The organism is Methanosarcina baltica (genome assembly GCF_055394095.1).
The window spans coordinates 1934839-1950926 of sequence record NZ_AP042463.1 but is presented as its reverse complement, the minus strand read 5'-3'; the positions used below and the strand labels follow the sequence as shown (position 1 = coordinate 1950926).

Below are 16088 nucleotides of genomic sequence, written 5' to 3'. Positions count from 1 at the left end.
TTACTCCTCCACGTGTTCAAGGCAGAGTTCGATCAGCAGGCGCACATGCTCGTCCGCAATATAGCAGACCGTGAACTTTCCCTCCCGCCTGACCCTTACCAAGTCGAGCTGCCTGAGGGTACGCAGGCTGTGCGAGATTGCAGACTGCGTAACCTCCAGGGCCTGTTCAAGCTCACAGACGCACATTTCTTTTTTGTCAAGTAAAAGCAGGATTTTCAGGCGGGTGTCCGACTGGAGGGCCTGAAAGACCGCCGCCATCTTTGAGATGCTCTCCTCTGCCGGGAGGCCCTCCAGCAGCTCTTCCAAGCTGCCGGGATTTACTCTTTCACATTTTTCATCCATGAACGTATGAACAGGTGTTCATGTATTAATATATTCCGAAAAACTGTGGAAACAGGGTTTGAAGGCAGGCCTCGAATTCGGGTCCGCCGTTTCAGGTCAGGAATTTCAGGCAGGGAATTTAAGTCCCCACTTTTCAGGTCAGGAGAGCAAGCGTGAAAAAGCCCGCAAGGGCAAAAAGGGCGGCCCAATCAGCTTTTCCGAATTTAAGTTCGTGGAGAGAAGTCCGGTACGTCCCCTGATAGCACCTGCTTTCCATAGCCAGCGCCACCTCCTCGGCCGAGCGCAGGGACTTTTTGATCAGAGGGATAACAATGGCGGCAGTCCCCCGGAAAAAACCGTGCCTGAAATCCAGACCTCTGGAGAGCTGGGCAGCCCGGATTGCGACCGCGTTTTCCAGGAAGGTTGGGAGAAAACGAATGGAGAGGCTCATCATGCTGGCCAGGTCAAAGGAGGAGACTCCCAGGAAATTCAGGGGGAGAGGCCGCAGCAGCCTTTCAATTCCGTTTGTTATCTGGCTTGGAAGGGTGCTCGCTGTCAGAAGAGCGGTATAGAACAGGAGCAGGCTGAAACGCAGGGCAAGGAGACTTCCGAGTTTAAGGCCTTCCTGGGTCGGGTGGAATATTGAGATCGAAAAAAGAGGTTTTCCTTCGGTCATGAAAAGCTGCATGCAGAAGATGAATATGATGAAAAAAGCAAGAGGCCTGACCGAGCGCAGCAGGAGCCCTATCCTCAGTTTCGAGCCCAGGGCAAACAGGAAGAAAAGGGCCGCAAAGCCCCCCATTCCGATAAGACTTTCCTCCCGGAAAAGCAAAATGCTAAAAAGCATCACTCCTGCCAGTTTTGTCCTCGGGTCCAGCCTGTGCAGAAGGGAGTCTCCAGGCACATAATTAAAAGCCGTCTCATACATCCGAGCTGGTCTCCCTGCCGTTTTTTTCTCTATCGCTGTCCCATCTGCCGCCTTTCTCTTTATTCAGGGTGGCTCTGAGTTTCAGGATTTCCTCAAGGGCTTCGTCGGCCCTGTATACGTTTTCCCTAAACAAGGTTCTTCCGCTCTCTTTTCCAATCACACCCTCAATTTCACTCCCACTCACTTTCCGTTTCAGGATCCTCAGGACTTCCGTGAGCTGGGGGGCCGGGGAGTGCCCTGCCCGCAGGTAGGCTTCCGGACTGCCTGCAAAGGCAAGTTTTCCCTCCTTCAGGAGGACGACCTTTTCCGCAAGGGGCAAAAATTCGTCCAGATCGTGAGTAACCACCACGATCCCCACGCCCATTTTTCGGATTTTCCTCAGGTCTTCCCGAAAACTTTCCCGGGACTCTGGGTCCAGGCCGGCCGTGGGTTCGTCCAGGACAAGGTAGGCGGGCCTGAGGGCCAGGACTCCGGCTAGGGCAACCTTTCGCATCTCGCCTCCACTTAGGGAAAAGGGAGACCTCTCAAGGAGCCTGGGGTCCAGGTGTACGAGTTCAAGAGTTTCGCGGACCCGGGCTTCAAGTTCTTTTCCCTTAATCCCGAAATTCGAGGGGCCAAAAGCAATTTCCCGGTAGACGGTCTCCGAAAAGAGCTGGTCTCTGGAATGCTGGAAAAGCATCCCCACTTTTTTTCGAACAACTTTTTCCCCGGCATCGAGCCCGTCCACGCTAACCTTTCCCGTTTGAAGGCGCAAAATGCCGTTAAAGTGTTTGATGAGCGTGGTCTTTCCCGAACCCGCGGGGCCTGCAATAACAGTAAACTCTCCGGCCTCAAGCTCAAAGGAGATATTTTCGAGAGCAGGCTTTACCTTTCGGTTTCCGGGATAGGTATAGCTCAGTTTTTCGACAGTAATGCCCATATTTCCTCCGCGAGGCTCTCGTTTGACGTGAGTTTTGACCAGTCCGGGAAAAAACCTTCGGCTTTCAACCCGTTCAAAAGTTCCACTATCGGGGGTAGTCTCAGGCCAAACGCCTCAAGGCCGGAACCTGAGCCGGAGCCGGGGGCCCCCTCCCACATCACCGGATTAAAAACCTCTTCCGGTTTTCCCTCTAGCATGATTTTTCCCCCGTCCATTACAATTACCCTGTTTGCGGCCAGGACCTCTTCGGGCCTGTGGGTCACGTACACGATTGTCCGGCCTTTTTCCCTGAGTTTTTCGATGGTCTGCAGGACCAGGGCTCTCGAATCCGGGTCCAGCATGGAGGTTACCTCATCGAATACGAGGCATTCGGGCTTCATTGCAAGCACGGAGGCAATTGCTGCACACTGCTGCTGGCCTCCGCTCAGGGCTTTCGGAGCTCTGTTTTTATAGGCCTCAAGTCCCACCTCGGCCAGGGCCCAGTCCACCCTTTCCCGGATCTTCGCTGGAGGTAGGGCCAGGTTCTCAGGTCCAAAAGCCACGTCTTCCTCAAGGGTGGTTCCCACAAACTGGGTTGCAGGGTTCTGGAAAACCATACCCACAACCTGCCTGATTACCAGAAGCTTCGAGCTGTCCGTGCTGTCCTGGCCATTTACAAAGACCTTACCTTCCGAAGGCCGTAAAAGCCCGTTTAAGTGGCGCAGCAGAGTTGACTTACCCGAGCCGTTCCTACCCAGGAGAGCCACAATTTCTCCTTTTTTTATCCTGAGAGTTATGTTTCTCAGGCCTTCCGTTCCGTCCGGAAAGCGGTAAGTCAGGTTCTCTATCCTTATCATATTCCGAAAACCCCACCCATTTCTTCCTTCTTCTATTATTTCCTTCGGTTTTTCCGTCTGTTTTTCCTTCTCTGCTTTCTGTTTCCCCTTCTCTCCTTTCTGTTTCCCCTTCTACTCCGGTCTCAGATCCTGTAGCGGGAAGCTATATAGGCCGCCGCCACAAGTTTCAGGAGGTCTCCCGGCAGGAAGGGTAACATGCCCAGGCTTACGGCTTGCCAGGGGTCGAACTTTGCAAGCAGGGAAAGCTGGGTAAGCCCGAAGGCGTAGATTACGACAAGCCCGATTCCCATGAAAAGGGCATTTGAAAAAAAGCCGGATTTTCCACTTTTTTCACTCAGGAAGCCGATGATAAAGGCCGCAAGCACAAAGCCCGTGATATACCCGCCTGTGGGCCCGAAGAGCACTCCTATCCCGGAGGCCCCTCCCGCAAAAACGGGCAGGCCAGCAATTCCGAGCAGGGTGTAGACGAGAACGGAAAGAGTGCCCCATTTGCTTTTGAGGATGGCCCCTGCAAGGAAGACAAAGAGGACCTGCATTGTTACCGGGACCGGGGAAAAGGGAAGAGGAATTTTAATGTACGCCCCTGCCGCGATCATGGCGGCAAAGAGAGACGCAAAGACCATTTTTTTGAGTTCTGAACTCTCTGTCCCATAAGGCTGTCCATTTTTCACTGTCATTATTTTCACTTCTTTTTTAGTTTTACTCTTTCTTTTTGAATTATTGCTGCTGAATCGCCCATTGTTAACCTATTTTCCCCGGAGGGTTAACATTTAATTTAAAGTTTTTCCTTCCCATCATCATTATTTATTTTACCACCAGGTTCGGCATGACGGCCCGATTTTCTTTTCCGTCCTGCCCGAAAACCGGGAATTGTATATTTTCTGAGCAAAAATTAGATATACATGATAGGTCTGTTATTAGACTACTCGCCTGAAATACAGAAGTTCAGGGAGAATTATCTCTTTACAATTGTTTTTCTGTGTTTCTATGCAAAAACACTGTGGGCGCGTGGCCTAGCCTGGATAGGGCGGCAGCCTCCTAAGCTGTAAATCGGGGGTTCAAATCCCTTCGCGCCCGCCATATCTATCTTATTTTGTCAGGAAGCTTTTTTTGCCGTAAAATAGAACAAAAAATTGTCAATTAAGCTTATTTTATGAAGAGCCAGAAAAGTGCAGAGCCAGAGGTATAAAAATCAGGAAAAATGTTTTCAGGAAAATCTTTTTCTTCTGGTTTCGAATTGGACCTTTCAGTTCCCGGATTATCTTTTTCAATTTGATTTATTTCATTTAAACGAGGATGTAAAGTCGTGATCAGGAAAGCCAGGGTAGATGACGTTGTTGAAATGAAGCATATTATCTACAACTATGCGAGGGAGGAGCTTATGCTTGCCCGTTCCCTCAGTGAGCTCTATGAAAGCATAAGGGACTTTTTCGTCTGTGAAATCGACGGCCAGGTAGTGGGTTGCTGTGCACTTCACATATTCTGGGAAGACGTGGCGGAGATTCGGGCCTTTGCCGTAAAGCCGGGATTCACCAGGCAGGGAATCGGCACGAAATTTGCGCAGGCCTGCCTTGAAGAGGCGGAAGAGCTCAACATGAAGGAGGTCTTTACCCTTACCTATGTCCCAGACTTTTTCAAAAGACTGGGCTTTGAAATTGTGGACAAAAACCTCCTTCCAAAAAAGGTGTGGGCTGGCTGTGTGAACTGCCCGAAGTTTCCGGACTGTGATGAGATCGCTCTCATAAAACCGCTTCGTACCTGAATTTGTTCCAGTCCGGGGGCCCCCTCCCCATCCCGGATTTTTGTCTATTATTTTATCATCTTCCCGGAGTCTTTCTTCTCTTTCCTCTGTTCGTTTTTCACTTTCATGGTCCCTTACTTTTTTTCCCTCTGCTCCCTTTTTACTACCACTGTCCTTTTTTCCCCCCTTTTTCTATTTTTCCTTCGGGCCTCCGGGCCAATTTTAGTCATAATTTTATGAAAACCAAAACCTATTTATTTAGGGGTGCCTAATTCTCAGAGAATCCTATTTATTTTATTTTTTATGTTATGAGCTGATCTCATGTACGCTGAACGAGTCGAAGAATACCTTGAAACCATCCTTTATTTAATCATGAAAAACCGGGGGCCTGCAAAGACCACGCAGATAGCAGAAGAGCTCAATGTTTCTCCCCCGAGCGTCACGGAGATGGTCAAGAAACTCTCGGCTCAGGGGCTCGTTGAGTATATTCCATACAAAGGAGTGAAATTTACTGACGAGGGAGCTGAAATGGCCCTCAAGCTCAAGCGCAAGCATCAGGTGCTTGAGACCTTCCTGACTGACATCCTAGATTTTGACCGGAAGGTTGCCCACAGGGAAGCCTGTGAGCTGGAACACGCGGTTTCGGATTCAGTGCTTGAAAAGCTTTACGAGTTTCTCGGAAAGCCTGACTACTGTCCAGACGGGCATCCCATCAATCCTGATAGGTGTGAAATAGGTCCCTCCGAACCCCTGATCCCTCTTGATGAAATGGAGGAAGGGGCCTGTGGGACCATTTTTCGGGTTACCCTTTCAAAGAATACGAAAAAGCGTCTGAACTCACTCGGGGTCCTGCCCGGAGGAGTGCTTGAGATCAAACGCAAGCAAAAACAGGGAAGTATTTCGATCAACGTGGTCGGGTCGGAAGTGGCCCTTGGAAGGGAAGTTGCAAAGAAGATCTTTGTAACGCTTCAGTGATTCAGGTCATGCTTCACAATTTATATATTTTTTGGGAGATGTGATTACCATTACTACTTCATCAGCAAGTGCCCAAAAGGGTTCAGGGAATTGGCCGGGATACGACCTGACCCTTGCATTCATAGGCAACCCGAGTGTGGGCAAAAGTGCCTTTTTTACAAGGCTCACAGGGGTTGGAGTCGAGGTCTCGAATTACCCCGGGACGACCGTTGAACTCATAAGAGGGAGCGCGAAGGCAAGGGACCGGACTATCGAGCTTGTGGACCTTCCCGGCATATATTCGCTTGGAGCTGCAGGGGAAGACGAAAAAGTTACCCGGGAATTTCTCCTCCTTGAACGCCCGGACGTTGTGATCAATATCCTGGACGCAAGCCGGCTTGAACGCAACCTCTTCTTTACCCTCCAGCTGCTGGAGCTTGACATCCCCATGGTAATCGCTCTGAACCAGGTAGATCTTGCCGAGGAAATGGGGATTCATGTAGATGTCGGCAAACTCTCGGAACTGCTAGGAATTCCGGTTGTTCCAACGGTTGCCACAAAAGGGGAAGGCCTGGACGATGTGGTACTCGTTGCCCTTGAGGAAAAGGAAAAAGAAAAGGTGCAGAAGCACCGCAGGGTCCGCTACACCGAATGGATAGGAGAGGCCCTTTCAGAGCTCGATTCGACTTTTCCCGAGCTTCCTTTTTATGCGAAAATTGGGGCTCTTTTAAATGATGCAGGGCTTGTAGGGCTCTGCTGTGCGGAGGCCGAGGCAAAAACCCTGCTTTCCGCAGGCCGAAGGCTCAGGCAGCACCTGGAACTCCAGCATTCCGTTTCAGTTCCGGATACCGTTGCAAGAGACCTTTTCGGGGAAGCTGGCCAGCTCGTTGACAGTGTACTTACCATTTTTGAGCCGGAGAAGACCTTTAAAGACAGGGTGGACGATATTTTGACCTCCCAGCGCTTTGGAATAGCGGTTTTGATTTCCGCTCTGCTCCTGACCTTCCTTGCGGTCTTCAGGATAGGAGGTTATCTTGAAGGCCTGATAGTGGACGATTTTTTCGAGCCTTGCCTGATCGTACCCGTGGAGGCAATGACCTCTGGCATGAACCCTATCCTTCGCAATATCATAATCTACTCCCTTCGAGGAGTGGAGGCCGGGGCCGCCATAGCCATCCCCTATATCACGGTCTTTTACATCATCCTCTCTGTATTCGAGGACTCCGGCTACCTTACGAGGGCAGCTTTCCTTCTGGACAACCTGACCCACAAGCTGGGACTGCACGGCAGGGCGGTAATTCCCCTGGTCCTGGGCTTTGGTTGCAACGTGCCTGCTATCATGTCGATCCACGCCCTCGGTACAAAGCGGGAAAAACGGATAGCTTCAGTCCTGATTTCCCTTATCCCCTGCTCGGCCCGGACCGTTATCATCCTCGGGCTCGTGGGGGTGTATGTGGGGTTCTGGCCTGCGGTTTCAATCTACGTTTTGCAGTTGATCATAATCGCCGCGACCGGTTGGATCCTCGGAAAAACCATGCCCGGAAAGCGCAGCGGTTTTATCATGGAAATGGCTCCTTTGCGGAGGCCGAAACTCGGGTCCATCCTTCAGAAAACCTGGTTAAAAAGCCGGGAGTTTGTCTATATTGCTTTCCCCCTGCTTATCGTGGGCAGTGCTTTTCTGGGAATTGCAGATGCTCTCGGGCTGCTTGACCTGTTCCAGGCTCTGGTCGAGCCCATTTCCGTGGGCCTCCTGGGCCTTCCGGCCTTTGCGGCAACGGCCCTGGTCTTCGGGATCCTGAGAAAAGAGATGGCTCTCCAGATCCTGGCAGTCCTTGCGGGCACCGCCAACTTTGCAGCCGTACTCACCCCGCTTCAGATGTACGAGTTTGCGGTCATCACCACCATCTACGTGCCCTGCGTGGCAACAATTGCGGTCCTTAAGCATGAACTCGGGGGAAAAGATACCTCCCTTATAGTCATCTTTACCGTAGTTCTTGCCCTTGTTGTGGGGGTACTGATACGGATTTTCGGAGGACCTTTCCTCCTTTAATCCCGTTCGTTTTTTACTTTTGATATTTTTTACTTTGAAGGCTTTTTTAAGGAGGCCTTTTCCTCCCTCCCATCTCCTTTTATTCCTTTATTTTTTTCTTTTTTCCGGATTTCCGGCGGATATCCAGTGAAAATTTGGAGGCTCCCCTTTGCTTCTCCGTTTGCCCGCCAGCTCCCTTCGTAGTGCTAAAACACAATATATATATATTAATACATTCTTCTCCTATTTTACGATTATTTTCCAGTTCAACCGAAACTTATATATACTTATATAATGCCTTTATTTTTTAATGACCCGAATTACCCACCAGCTACACCAAAATGTGCTTAGCGTTATTATGGATATTTTCGAGATGGCTCACTTTCGTGAACCCGAACAGGAAGAAGTGGATTTTTTCCTGGAGAGTACGGGGACACACGGTTCTATTGTTGATGAAGGGGCTCTTTGTATGGAATGCACCATGCCAGGGCTTCAGTCTCAGGACGTTATATTATTTGATTTTGAAGAAACCCACGAAGACCCCATCCAGTCGGTAGCTAAGACTGAATTATAAATACTTTTTCCTACATTTTTTTAGCATTTTCTTCCTTTAATTAAATAGTTTTCTTTTCAGTACCTGTAGTTTCTGCCCATATCTTGCGCTATATTTTTTACAATTTCCGGCTTATCCGTAAGTATGTATGATATTTTTCGGGACGGATGCTTCCATAATCTACTTTATGAACCGGGCATTTATACACAATTATAATAATAAAGTTATGATATATTTTCCACCAAATTCTTAATTATTTTGACATTATTTGTTAGAAAGTTATATAAGGGAGTATCTTGGAATGTTTAATTACAATGTCGTTGCTGGGTTAAGGTATTATCGATCTTTATTTATGTATAGAAATCTCTAATGTATTTATATATTTTATTTACGATCTCGTATAATAATATTTAGACAGTGATATTCACAATACAAAGCCGACACTCATATAAAATGGAAACCTGGGATCTTAATTTACTGTATGGGGAATTTTATGAAATCTGGACAGAGGGACCTGCACGATAACCCACCTCAAAGGCGTTTGTCAATAAGTTATGAGGAACTTGAAACTCTTCATGAATCAATAAAAGCTTCGGTTTTAAAAGAGCTCAGGGCTGAAATGAGAGATAATCCAACTCAGAAGTCTTTGAAGTCACATTCTTTGAATCTACAGGCTTTAAATCCAGAGGCTTTGAACCAGAATTCTTTGAATTCCCGGGCTTTGAAAGACTCAATTCTTTCTGAAACCAGGGCTTTGAATCAGAATTCTTTGAATTCCCGGGTTTTGAAAGACTCAATTCTTTCTGAAACCAGGGCTGAACTGATAGGAGAGAGTACTCTTTCCAATTCCATGTCCCTCAAAACTTCTATTCTTAACGAACTGCGCATGGAACTGAGGGGGCCTTCAGGGGCCGAGCAAAAGTTAAAGGAAATGAAAATTCTCCAGGACGGACTTCTCAGGGAATTGCTTGACCAGAAAATCGTTATTAAGAAGCTTGGAGAACAGCTCAAGCAGCTTTCCGGGAAACTGGAAATGCTGGAAAATAAAGTTCCTGCGGTCCGGCCTCCTCCTCTCGACGACTCACTTTCCTTCCCCCCCCTTTCCAGAAAACAAGGGGCCGGTTTAAAGAAAAGGACTATTCCAGGCCGGGAGCGTGTCGAGGTAAGGGAGGTCTCTGCCCCTCTGCCGGGCAGCTCTACAAAAGTGAAACTGAAAATAGAAGACGAGTTTCCGAAAAGTGGGGTTGTCGAAAAGCCTGCGACAAAATGCGAATACATCATTGCAGAAAGCGGGGAACTTAAGGCCAGGCAGATTCCGAAAGGAAATTCGGGAAGGGCTGAAAACCGTAAATGTGAGTTTATTGTCGCAGAGCAGTCTTCAAGGCCGGCAAAAGTGAACGAGACCGTGGTTCTGAGAGATGACGAAGACGTTGAAATTATTACCTGCCAGAGAAAAATACTTAATACCCAATAAGGAGTAGAAAGCAAGTCATTTCGGACAAAACGTAAAATTGCAGAGGCCTCCTGTGTACATAAAAGAAATTGAGTTTGTTAATTTCAAGTCCTTCGGAAAAAAAGTAAAGATTTCCTTTTACAACGACTTTACCACAATTTCAGGTCCAAACGGGAGTGGAAAGTCCAATATCATAGACGGAATCCTTTTTGCACTCGGACTATCCAGTTCCAGGACGCTCCGCGCCGAAAAACTTACCGACCTCATATACAACGGAGCCTCAGACAAAAAACCCGGTTTTGCCCAGGTCACCATCCGTTTCGATAATACCGACCGCAAGTTCCCCCAGGAGCTTGACGAAATCGAAGTCTCCCGGAAAGTCCGGCGGACCAAAAGCGGGTACTATAGCTATTTTTACTTTAACGGGAAAGCCGTAAACCTCGGAGAAATCCACGCTCATCTCGCAAAGGCCGGAGTGACCCCTGAAGGCTACAACGTGGTGATGCAGGGCGACGTTACCCGGATAATCTCGATGACGGCCACGGAACGGAGAAAAATCATTGACGAAATCGCGGGGGTCGCGGAGTTCGACGAGCACAGGCAAAAGGCTCTGGACGAACTCGAGGTCGTCAGGCAGCAGGTCGAGAGGGTGGACATCATCCTTGACGAGGTAAAACTCCAGCTCAAAAAACTGGCAGGGGAACGGAACCAGGCCCTGAAATACCAGGACCTCAAAGCCGAGCGGGTAAAATTCGAGGGTTACGTCCTCCTCTCCCGCTTAAAGGACGCCAGGACCGAACTCGGGAACGTGGAAAAGGAACTTGCCGGAAAAGAGGGCCACCTTGAAAAAGTAAAGGAAATTCAGAAGGAGCGAAACCAGGCCCTTGAAGCCCTGGATGAAGCCCTTGAGACCCTATCCCTTGAGATCCGGAAAAAGGGAGAAGACGAGCAGCTCCGGGTGAAAAAGGAAATCGAAGAGCTTAAAGGGGAAATCTCGCGCGCCGTGGACAGCATCGAGCTTGCTGATGGGGAAATCGACGAGGCCGACGCCCGGCGCAGGAAAGCCTTTGTGGAGATTGACTCCACCAAGGGAAAAGTCCGGGACCTTCAGGGCAGGATCGAGGCAGAGGCCCTCAGGAAAGGAAGCTTTTCCGTCGAACATGCCGAGAAAAAGACTGAGAGAATGCTGCTCCAGAGCAGGATTGCCGATGTGGACGCCCGCTTTGCGAAATCCCGGGACGAGCTTTCGGCCGTAAAGGCCAGGCTCGAAGAGGTTAAAAACGAAAAGAACGAGCTTATAAGAAACGAGGATCGTCTGCTTGATTCCCTCAGAAGAAAATCCTCAGACGCCCGGGACATTGAAAATGAAATAAGGGACGCGAAAGAGGCCGTCGAGACCTCGGGCAGCGATAGCCGTTCGGTCCGTTACGATATCGAGAAGCTGTCTGAAAAACTCGATGCCCTCATCCGGGACCGGGACGATATAGAGAGCAGTCATTTCCGGGTAAAAGAAGATATCAGGCAGCTTGAGGACAGGCTGCACAGGCTCCAGCAGGACTACGCCCTTGCCGAAGCCAGGGTCAGGGCCGCAGAAAACAGCGGGAGCTACTCGAAAGCCGTGGACCAGATCCTTAAGGCGGCTACACATAACGAACTTTTTGGGGTTCACGGAACCATAGCCCAGCTCGGAAAGGCCGACCAGCGCTACGCAAGGGCCCTTGAGGTCGCGGCCGGAAGCAGGATGCAGGGCCTGGTCGTGGACAGCGACACCGACGCGGCCGGAGCCATCGATTACCTCAAGAGACGTAAAGGGGGCAGAGCTACCTTTCTCCCCCTGAACAAAATGAATCGGGCGGGCCGGCTTGAGCCTTTAAGTTACGAAAACGGGGTTATAGGCTATGCAATCAACCTGATCGACTTTGACTCCCAATTCGAATCTGCTTTCTGGTACGTCTTCAGAGACACCCTTGTCCTGGATTCTCTGGCCAGTGCCAGGCGGCTTATCGGGCGTTTCCGGATGGTCACCCTTGAAGGGGAGGTCCTGGAAAAAAGCGGGGCAATGGTCGGAGGCTCCTTTTCCTCGAAATCGGGCCTTTCCTTTGCGGCTTCCGAAAAGGACAAACTCCTCAAGCTCGCTGAAGAAATCCGGACCTTAGATGCCAGCCGGACCACCGCAATCGAGAAGCAGGACAGTATTGAAAACAGCCTTTACGAGACAAATCGGAGGGTCCGGGACTGTGAGGAGGAAATCTCCCGCAAGGAACTCCAGATCGCCGAGATTGCGGGCAGGGATGCAAAGCTTTCGGACCTGTTTGAAGCAAAACAGGCCGAACTTCGGGAACTTGAAGAAGCAAGGACAGCTCTCCGGCAGGAGATGGACCGGGTAACTGTGGAAAAAGGGGAAAAGCAGGAAGGCCTGGGCAGGCTTGAGGAGGAGATTGCCGGGCTTGAGGTAAAATTAGCGGACTCGCCTCTTCCCGAGTTCAATAAAAAGGCCGAATCTGTGGATGAGGAAATAAGGAGGCTTGACGGGCGGGTCCGGGATGCTGAGGCCAACCTGAACGCCCTCTGGCTTGAGAAAAATTACGCTGAAGAAAAAATTACCGAAGCCAGGGCCCTTATAAAGGAAGTTGAGGAGAAAAAGGCCGGGCACAGGGAAAAGGTGGCTGCTCTGGTGGCTAAAATCGAGGAGGCCGAGGACAGGCTTGAAGCAAAACAGAAGCGGGAAGTTGAACTTTCCGACGAGCTTCTGGAACTTCAGGAGGAAAGGAGCCGGGTCCAGGCCAAACACGCTTCCCTTAAACAGAAAACCGGGGCTGCACGGGCCGTTGTGGAAACAGCGCAGCAGCAGCTTCTGACCCTTTCCGCAACTAGGGCGGCCCTTCTTGACCAGAAAAAACAGCTTTCCGAAGAGGTTTTGAAGAGAGGGATCGAGGAAAGTGAGGAGGTCCCCTCCTACGAGACCGTGGCCACTCGCATCCGGGCAATCGAGGAAGCTCTCAGGCGGCTTGAGCCCGTGAATATGCGGGCAATCGACGAGTACAATGAGGTAGAACTCCGGTTCTCGGACCTCCAGGGCCGACGAGACACCCTCTTTTCCGAAAGGGAACAGCTCCTGGAAAGAATCGGGCAGTACGAAGAGCTTAAAAAAGAGACGTTTATGAAGGCCTATTCCGCAATCAACTCTAATTTCGGGGAGATCTTCCACGAGCTTTCCGAAGGGCATGGGGAACTGCTTCTGGAAAACCAGGAAGATCCCTTTGCGGGAGGTATGACGCTGCGGGCCCAACCCAGGGAAAAGACCCTCCAGCGCATCGAGGCCATGTCGGGAGGAGAAAAGAGCCTTACGGCCCTTGCCTTCCTTTTTGCGATCCAGCAGTACCGGCCTGCCCCCTTCTATGCCTTTGACGAAATCGATATGTTCCTGGACGGCTGGAACGTTGAAAGGGTCTCAAAAAGGGTTATGCAGGCGGGCGCAAAGGTCCAGTTTATCGTGGTTTCCCTGAGAAAACCCATGATCCAGGCGGCCGCAAGGACCATAGGGGTCACAATGCAGGAAAACAATATTACCAGCATTACGGGGGTTATGTTAAATTGAGTAAGTTTTCAGAAAGTGCCGGGGGCGAGGCCGGGGACTCCCAGGAAAATGTTCAGGAATCTGAATCTTTTCAAGATTTGGAAAATGTTCAGGACCCGGACACTTTTGGCCTCTTTTCCACGCTTTCCGAACTCAGGGTTGACCCGGCCGGACTCAAGCTTTCGGAATTTGATACCAGTGAACCCCTCGGGATTCTTGTCGAACTTGTGAAAAATGAGAAAATCGACCCCTGGGATATCGATATTGTGAAATTAACGGACAGTTTCCTCGGGCGAATAGAGGAACTCAAGCAACTGGACCTGCGGATTTCGAGCAGGACGCTTCTCTACTCCGCAATCCTGCTCCGCATGAAATCCAATGGCATCCTCCGGGAAGAGGTAGAAGAGGAGGATGACTTTGATTTTTTCGAGGATTCGGAGCTTCCGGAACCCGATGAGTTCCCGGTCCCAAAACTGCCGATGCGCCGCAAAGCGACCAGGCCGGTCACCCTGAACGAACTGATCTCCGAACTCAAAAAGGCCGAAAAGGCGCTTTCCAGAAAAAGGGAAAAGAAAAAAAATGAGGACAAAGTCCCGGATAAAAAGATGGTTCCTTTCAAGGGAAACGTCCTGGGAATCGCTCATGAAGAGGCCATTGTCGAACGGGTGGACCTCGCCTGGGAAAAGCTTGCCGGGCTTTTCAGGGACGAGGGAACATCTTACGTCACCTTTTCCCGTTTCCTGGAAGGCAGTTCGGACAGGGTCATGGATTACATTTCCCTGCTCTTTCTTGCCTCAAACAAAAAGATCTGGCTCTGCCAGCAGGAGCTCTTTGAGGAACTTTATATTTATCCCGGGAAAGAGTCCGGCATCGCCTCCGGGAAAACAGCTTTTCCAACCGGGGAGCAGAAACTTCCAAAATCCGAATCCGAATCCGAAACCCCTGCACCCGAAACCTCTGTTTCCGAAAACTCAGGTCTGGATCCCGGAAAGTCCACCCTGCTTCCCCTTCCGTCTGAACCTGTGAGCTTTGTAGGGGCGGGCTCGGAATAATCTGCTTTTTTGAGGGGCCCGAGTTGCACTTCCCGAGTTGCACTTCCCGAGTTGCACTTCCCGAGTTGCACTTCCCGAGTTGCACTTCCCGAGTTGCACTTCCCGAGTTCCGCTTCGGCACCCGAGTTCCGCTTCGGGAGCACGGGGTCCGTTTCGTTCGCTGCGCTCGCTCAAGCGGACTATAATCCTTATTTAGGAGGTCTGGGCTAAAAAACGCCAGAACAACCGTAAATAGCATATCTTCTTCGTTCTTTCTTCCGTGTGTTCCGTGTGTTCCGTGGTTTAAATCTTCGTAATAGATTATTTATAGCATTTCCGTGTCTTCCGTGGTTTAAATCTTCGTTATGAATTAGTTATAAAATTTTGGTGCAGGACTATATTTCCCCCTATTTTCAGGATGTGAGTTTTATGAGTGAACTTGAAATTATAGAAGCCGCGCTTTTTGCTGCGGGCAGGGCCGTTAGCCTTGATAGGCTTGTGAAAATCACGGGCAAATCCAGAAATACCGTCCTTAAAACAGTTGAGGGCCTGATCGAAACCTATGCCGGAAGGGAATCGGGCCTGGAAATCCTGGACCTTGGGGAGCGCTATGTCATGCAGGTAAAACCGGATTATTCTCAACTTGTACAGGGGGTGGCTCCGGGGGAACTTTCCGCCCCAAAGCTCCGGACCCTTTCGATGATCGCCTACCACCAGCCCCTGCTTCAGACCAGACTTGTCGAGATGAGAGGGGGCGGAGTCTATGAGCATATAAAGGAGCTTATCGAGCGGGGGTTTGTGGACTCCAGGCCCGAGGGGCGGACGAGGGTCCTTTCCACGACTTCCCTTTTTGCGGACTATTTCGGACTAAAGCACAATGACCCTGTGGCCATTAAGGAAAAAATCATCGAGCTTTTGAAAAAACAGGCCGGACAGAGCAACATTGAGAGCTGGATCGGAAAAAAGACGGTCGCTGTGAGCCCGATGTACGAGTCTCTCATGGAAATGTGCGGGATTAAGGACTACCTGGTCCTGAACCCCTATTCTCCCACAGGGGAAGAACTTACCAGGCTCCTTGAGGTGGAAGTCCTGGTTGTAACGGCAGGCTATCTTGAAAGGGTCAGGCAGTACTGTGACGGGGAAATTCTGGAAGTTCATTCCACAACTTTCGAGGACCTGAGCGAGGCCGTGACCGCAGTAGCCGAAGAACTTGCGGTCGAGGTGGACTCAGGGAAAGTCGAGGAGAGCCTCAGGCACCTGAAGGAGACCCGGGAAAAATATGTTTCCGCAGCTCTCCTTATCGAACAGAAGGTTAAACCCGCAACTGATATGGTCTCAAGGATCTTAAACGACATGAATCTCGGCTTTTCAGCAGACGGGGTCCTGATCGCTCCTGATTACGGGACTTCAAAAAAAGGGGAAAAGATCGGGGAGGGGGCAGAAATCCTGGTACCCACACATCGGAATGTGGAAGGGGGCCTTCTGGAAAGGGTCTGTTCAAAATACGACGCGATTCTTGAAGGGCTGAAACGGATTGAGGAGACGGATTGAGGAAAGAGATTAGAGCTAAGGGATTAAGGAAACCGTTGAGGAAAATATTGAGGAAAATATTGAGGAAGTTAGTTAAAATGTGGGCTACCGGCACAGTTTTAATTTATGCATATTTTCTTGCGCCCCTCATTTAAGCTTTTCTATAGGGTATATATGCCCTATATAAAGCATTTATATAGGATGGGGGTCAATTAA

General features: G+C 50.0%; 13 protein-coding genes and 1 tRNA gene. 9 read left to right on the top strand and 5 right to left on the bottom strand.

Annotated elements, in window-relative coordinates:
* From ACZ5QV_RS08445 to ACZ5QV_RS08425, 5 genes are all read right to left on the bottom strand, one after another.
* Positions 1-342, bottom strand: a complete 342-nt coding sequence (locus ACZ5QV_RS08445; RefSeq protein ID WP_464599405.1) for an ArsR/SmtB family transcription factor — start codon at positions 340-342, stop codon at positions 1-3.
* Between the two features lie 133 nt (positions 343-475).
* Positions 476-1249, bottom strand: a complete 774-nt coding sequence (locus ACZ5QV_RS08440; protein ID WP_464599404.1) for an energy-coupling factor transporter transmembrane component T family protein — start codon at positions 1247-1249, stop codon at positions 476-478.
* Positions 1242-2168 carry an ATP-binding cassette domain-containing protein gene (locus ACZ5QV_RS08435; RefSeq protein WP_464599403.1) on the bottom strand — a complete coding sequence of 309 codons (927 nt, stop codon included), beginning with the start codon at positions 2166-2168 and terminating at the stop codon, positions 1242-1244. Before ACZ5QV_RS08435 ends, ACZ5QV_RS08440 begins: the two co-directional genes overlap by 8 nt.
* Positions 2144-3004 carry an energy-coupling factor transporter ATPase gene (locus tag ACZ5QV_RS08430; protein ID WP_464599402.1) on the bottom strand — a complete coding sequence of 287 codons (861 nt, stop codon included), beginning with the start codon at positions 3002-3004 and terminating at the stop codon, positions 2144-2146. The genes ACZ5QV_RS08435 and ACZ5QV_RS08430 overlap by 25 nt, the downstream gene beginning before the upstream one ends.
* Before the next feature lie 122 nt (positions 3005-3126).
* Entirely contained in the window at positions 3127-3681 is a 555-nt protein-coding gene (locus ACZ5QV_RS08425) for a biotin transporter BioY (RefSeq protein WP_464599401.1), read from the bottom strand.
* 325 nt (positions 3682-4006) lie between these two features.
* On the opposite strand from ACZ5QV_RS08425, the gene ACZ5QV_RS08420 reads away from it, so the two are divergent.
* The 9 genes from ACZ5QV_RS08420 to scpB all read left to right on the top strand — a co-directional run bounded on the left by ACZ5QV_RS08420 (position 4007) and on the right by scpB (position 15893).
* Positions 4007-4084: transfer RNA gene (locus ACZ5QV_RS08420), tRNA-Arg, on the top strand.
* Positions 4085-4310: 226 nt separating this feature from the next.
* Complete coding sequence (locus ACZ5QV_RS08415) at positions 4311-4766, top strand: N-acetyltransferase (protein ID WP_464599400.1); 456 nt, start codon at positions 4311-4313, stop codon at positions 4764-4766.
* Between the two features lie 300 nt (positions 4767-5066).
* Positions 5067-5720, top strand: coding sequence for a metal-dependent transcriptional regulator (locus tag ACZ5QV_RS08410; RefSeq protein ID WP_464599399.1), 654 nt, complete (start codon positions 5067-5069; stop codon positions 5718-5720).
* A gap of 40 nt (positions 5721-5760) precedes the next feature.
* A complete protein-coding gene (feoB, locus tag ACZ5QV_RS08405; protein ID WP_464599398.1) occupies positions 5761-7749 on the top strand; it encodes a ferrous iron transport protein B in 1989 nt (662 codons plus the stop codon).
* A gap of 352 nt (positions 7750-8101) precedes the next feature.
* Positions 8102-8302: a hypothetical protein gene (locus ACZ5QV_RS08400; protein WP_464599397.1), complete on the top strand. Its 201-nt coding sequence runs from the start codon at positions 8102-8104 to the stop codon at positions 8300-8302.
* 472 nt (positions 8303-8774) lie between these two features.
* A complete protein-coding gene (locus ACZ5QV_RS08395) occupies positions 8775-9755 on the top strand; it encodes a hypothetical protein (RefSeq protein ID WP_464599396.1) in 981 nt (326 codons plus the stop codon).
* A 52-nt stretch (positions 9756-9807) separates the two neighbouring features.
* Positions 9808-13332: a chromosome segregation protein SMC gene (smc, locus tag ACZ5QV_RS08390; protein ID WP_464599395.1), complete on the top strand. Its 3525-nt coding sequence runs from the start codon at positions 9808-9810 to the stop codon at positions 13330-13332.
* Complete coding sequence (locus ACZ5QV_RS08385) at positions 13329-14363, top strand: segregation/condensation protein A (RefSeq protein WP_464599394.1); 1035 nt, start codon at positions 13329-13331, stop codon at positions 14361-14363. The genes smc and ACZ5QV_RS08385 overlap by 4 nt, the downstream gene beginning before the upstream one ends.
* A gap of 408 nt (positions 14364-14771) precedes the next feature.
* A complete protein-coding gene (gene scpB / locus ACZ5QV_RS08380) occupies positions 14772-15893 on the top strand; it encodes an SMC-Scp complex subunit ScpB (protein ID WP_464599393.1) in 1122 nt (373 codons plus the stop codon).
* Positions 15894-16088 lie beyond the last annotated feature (195 nt).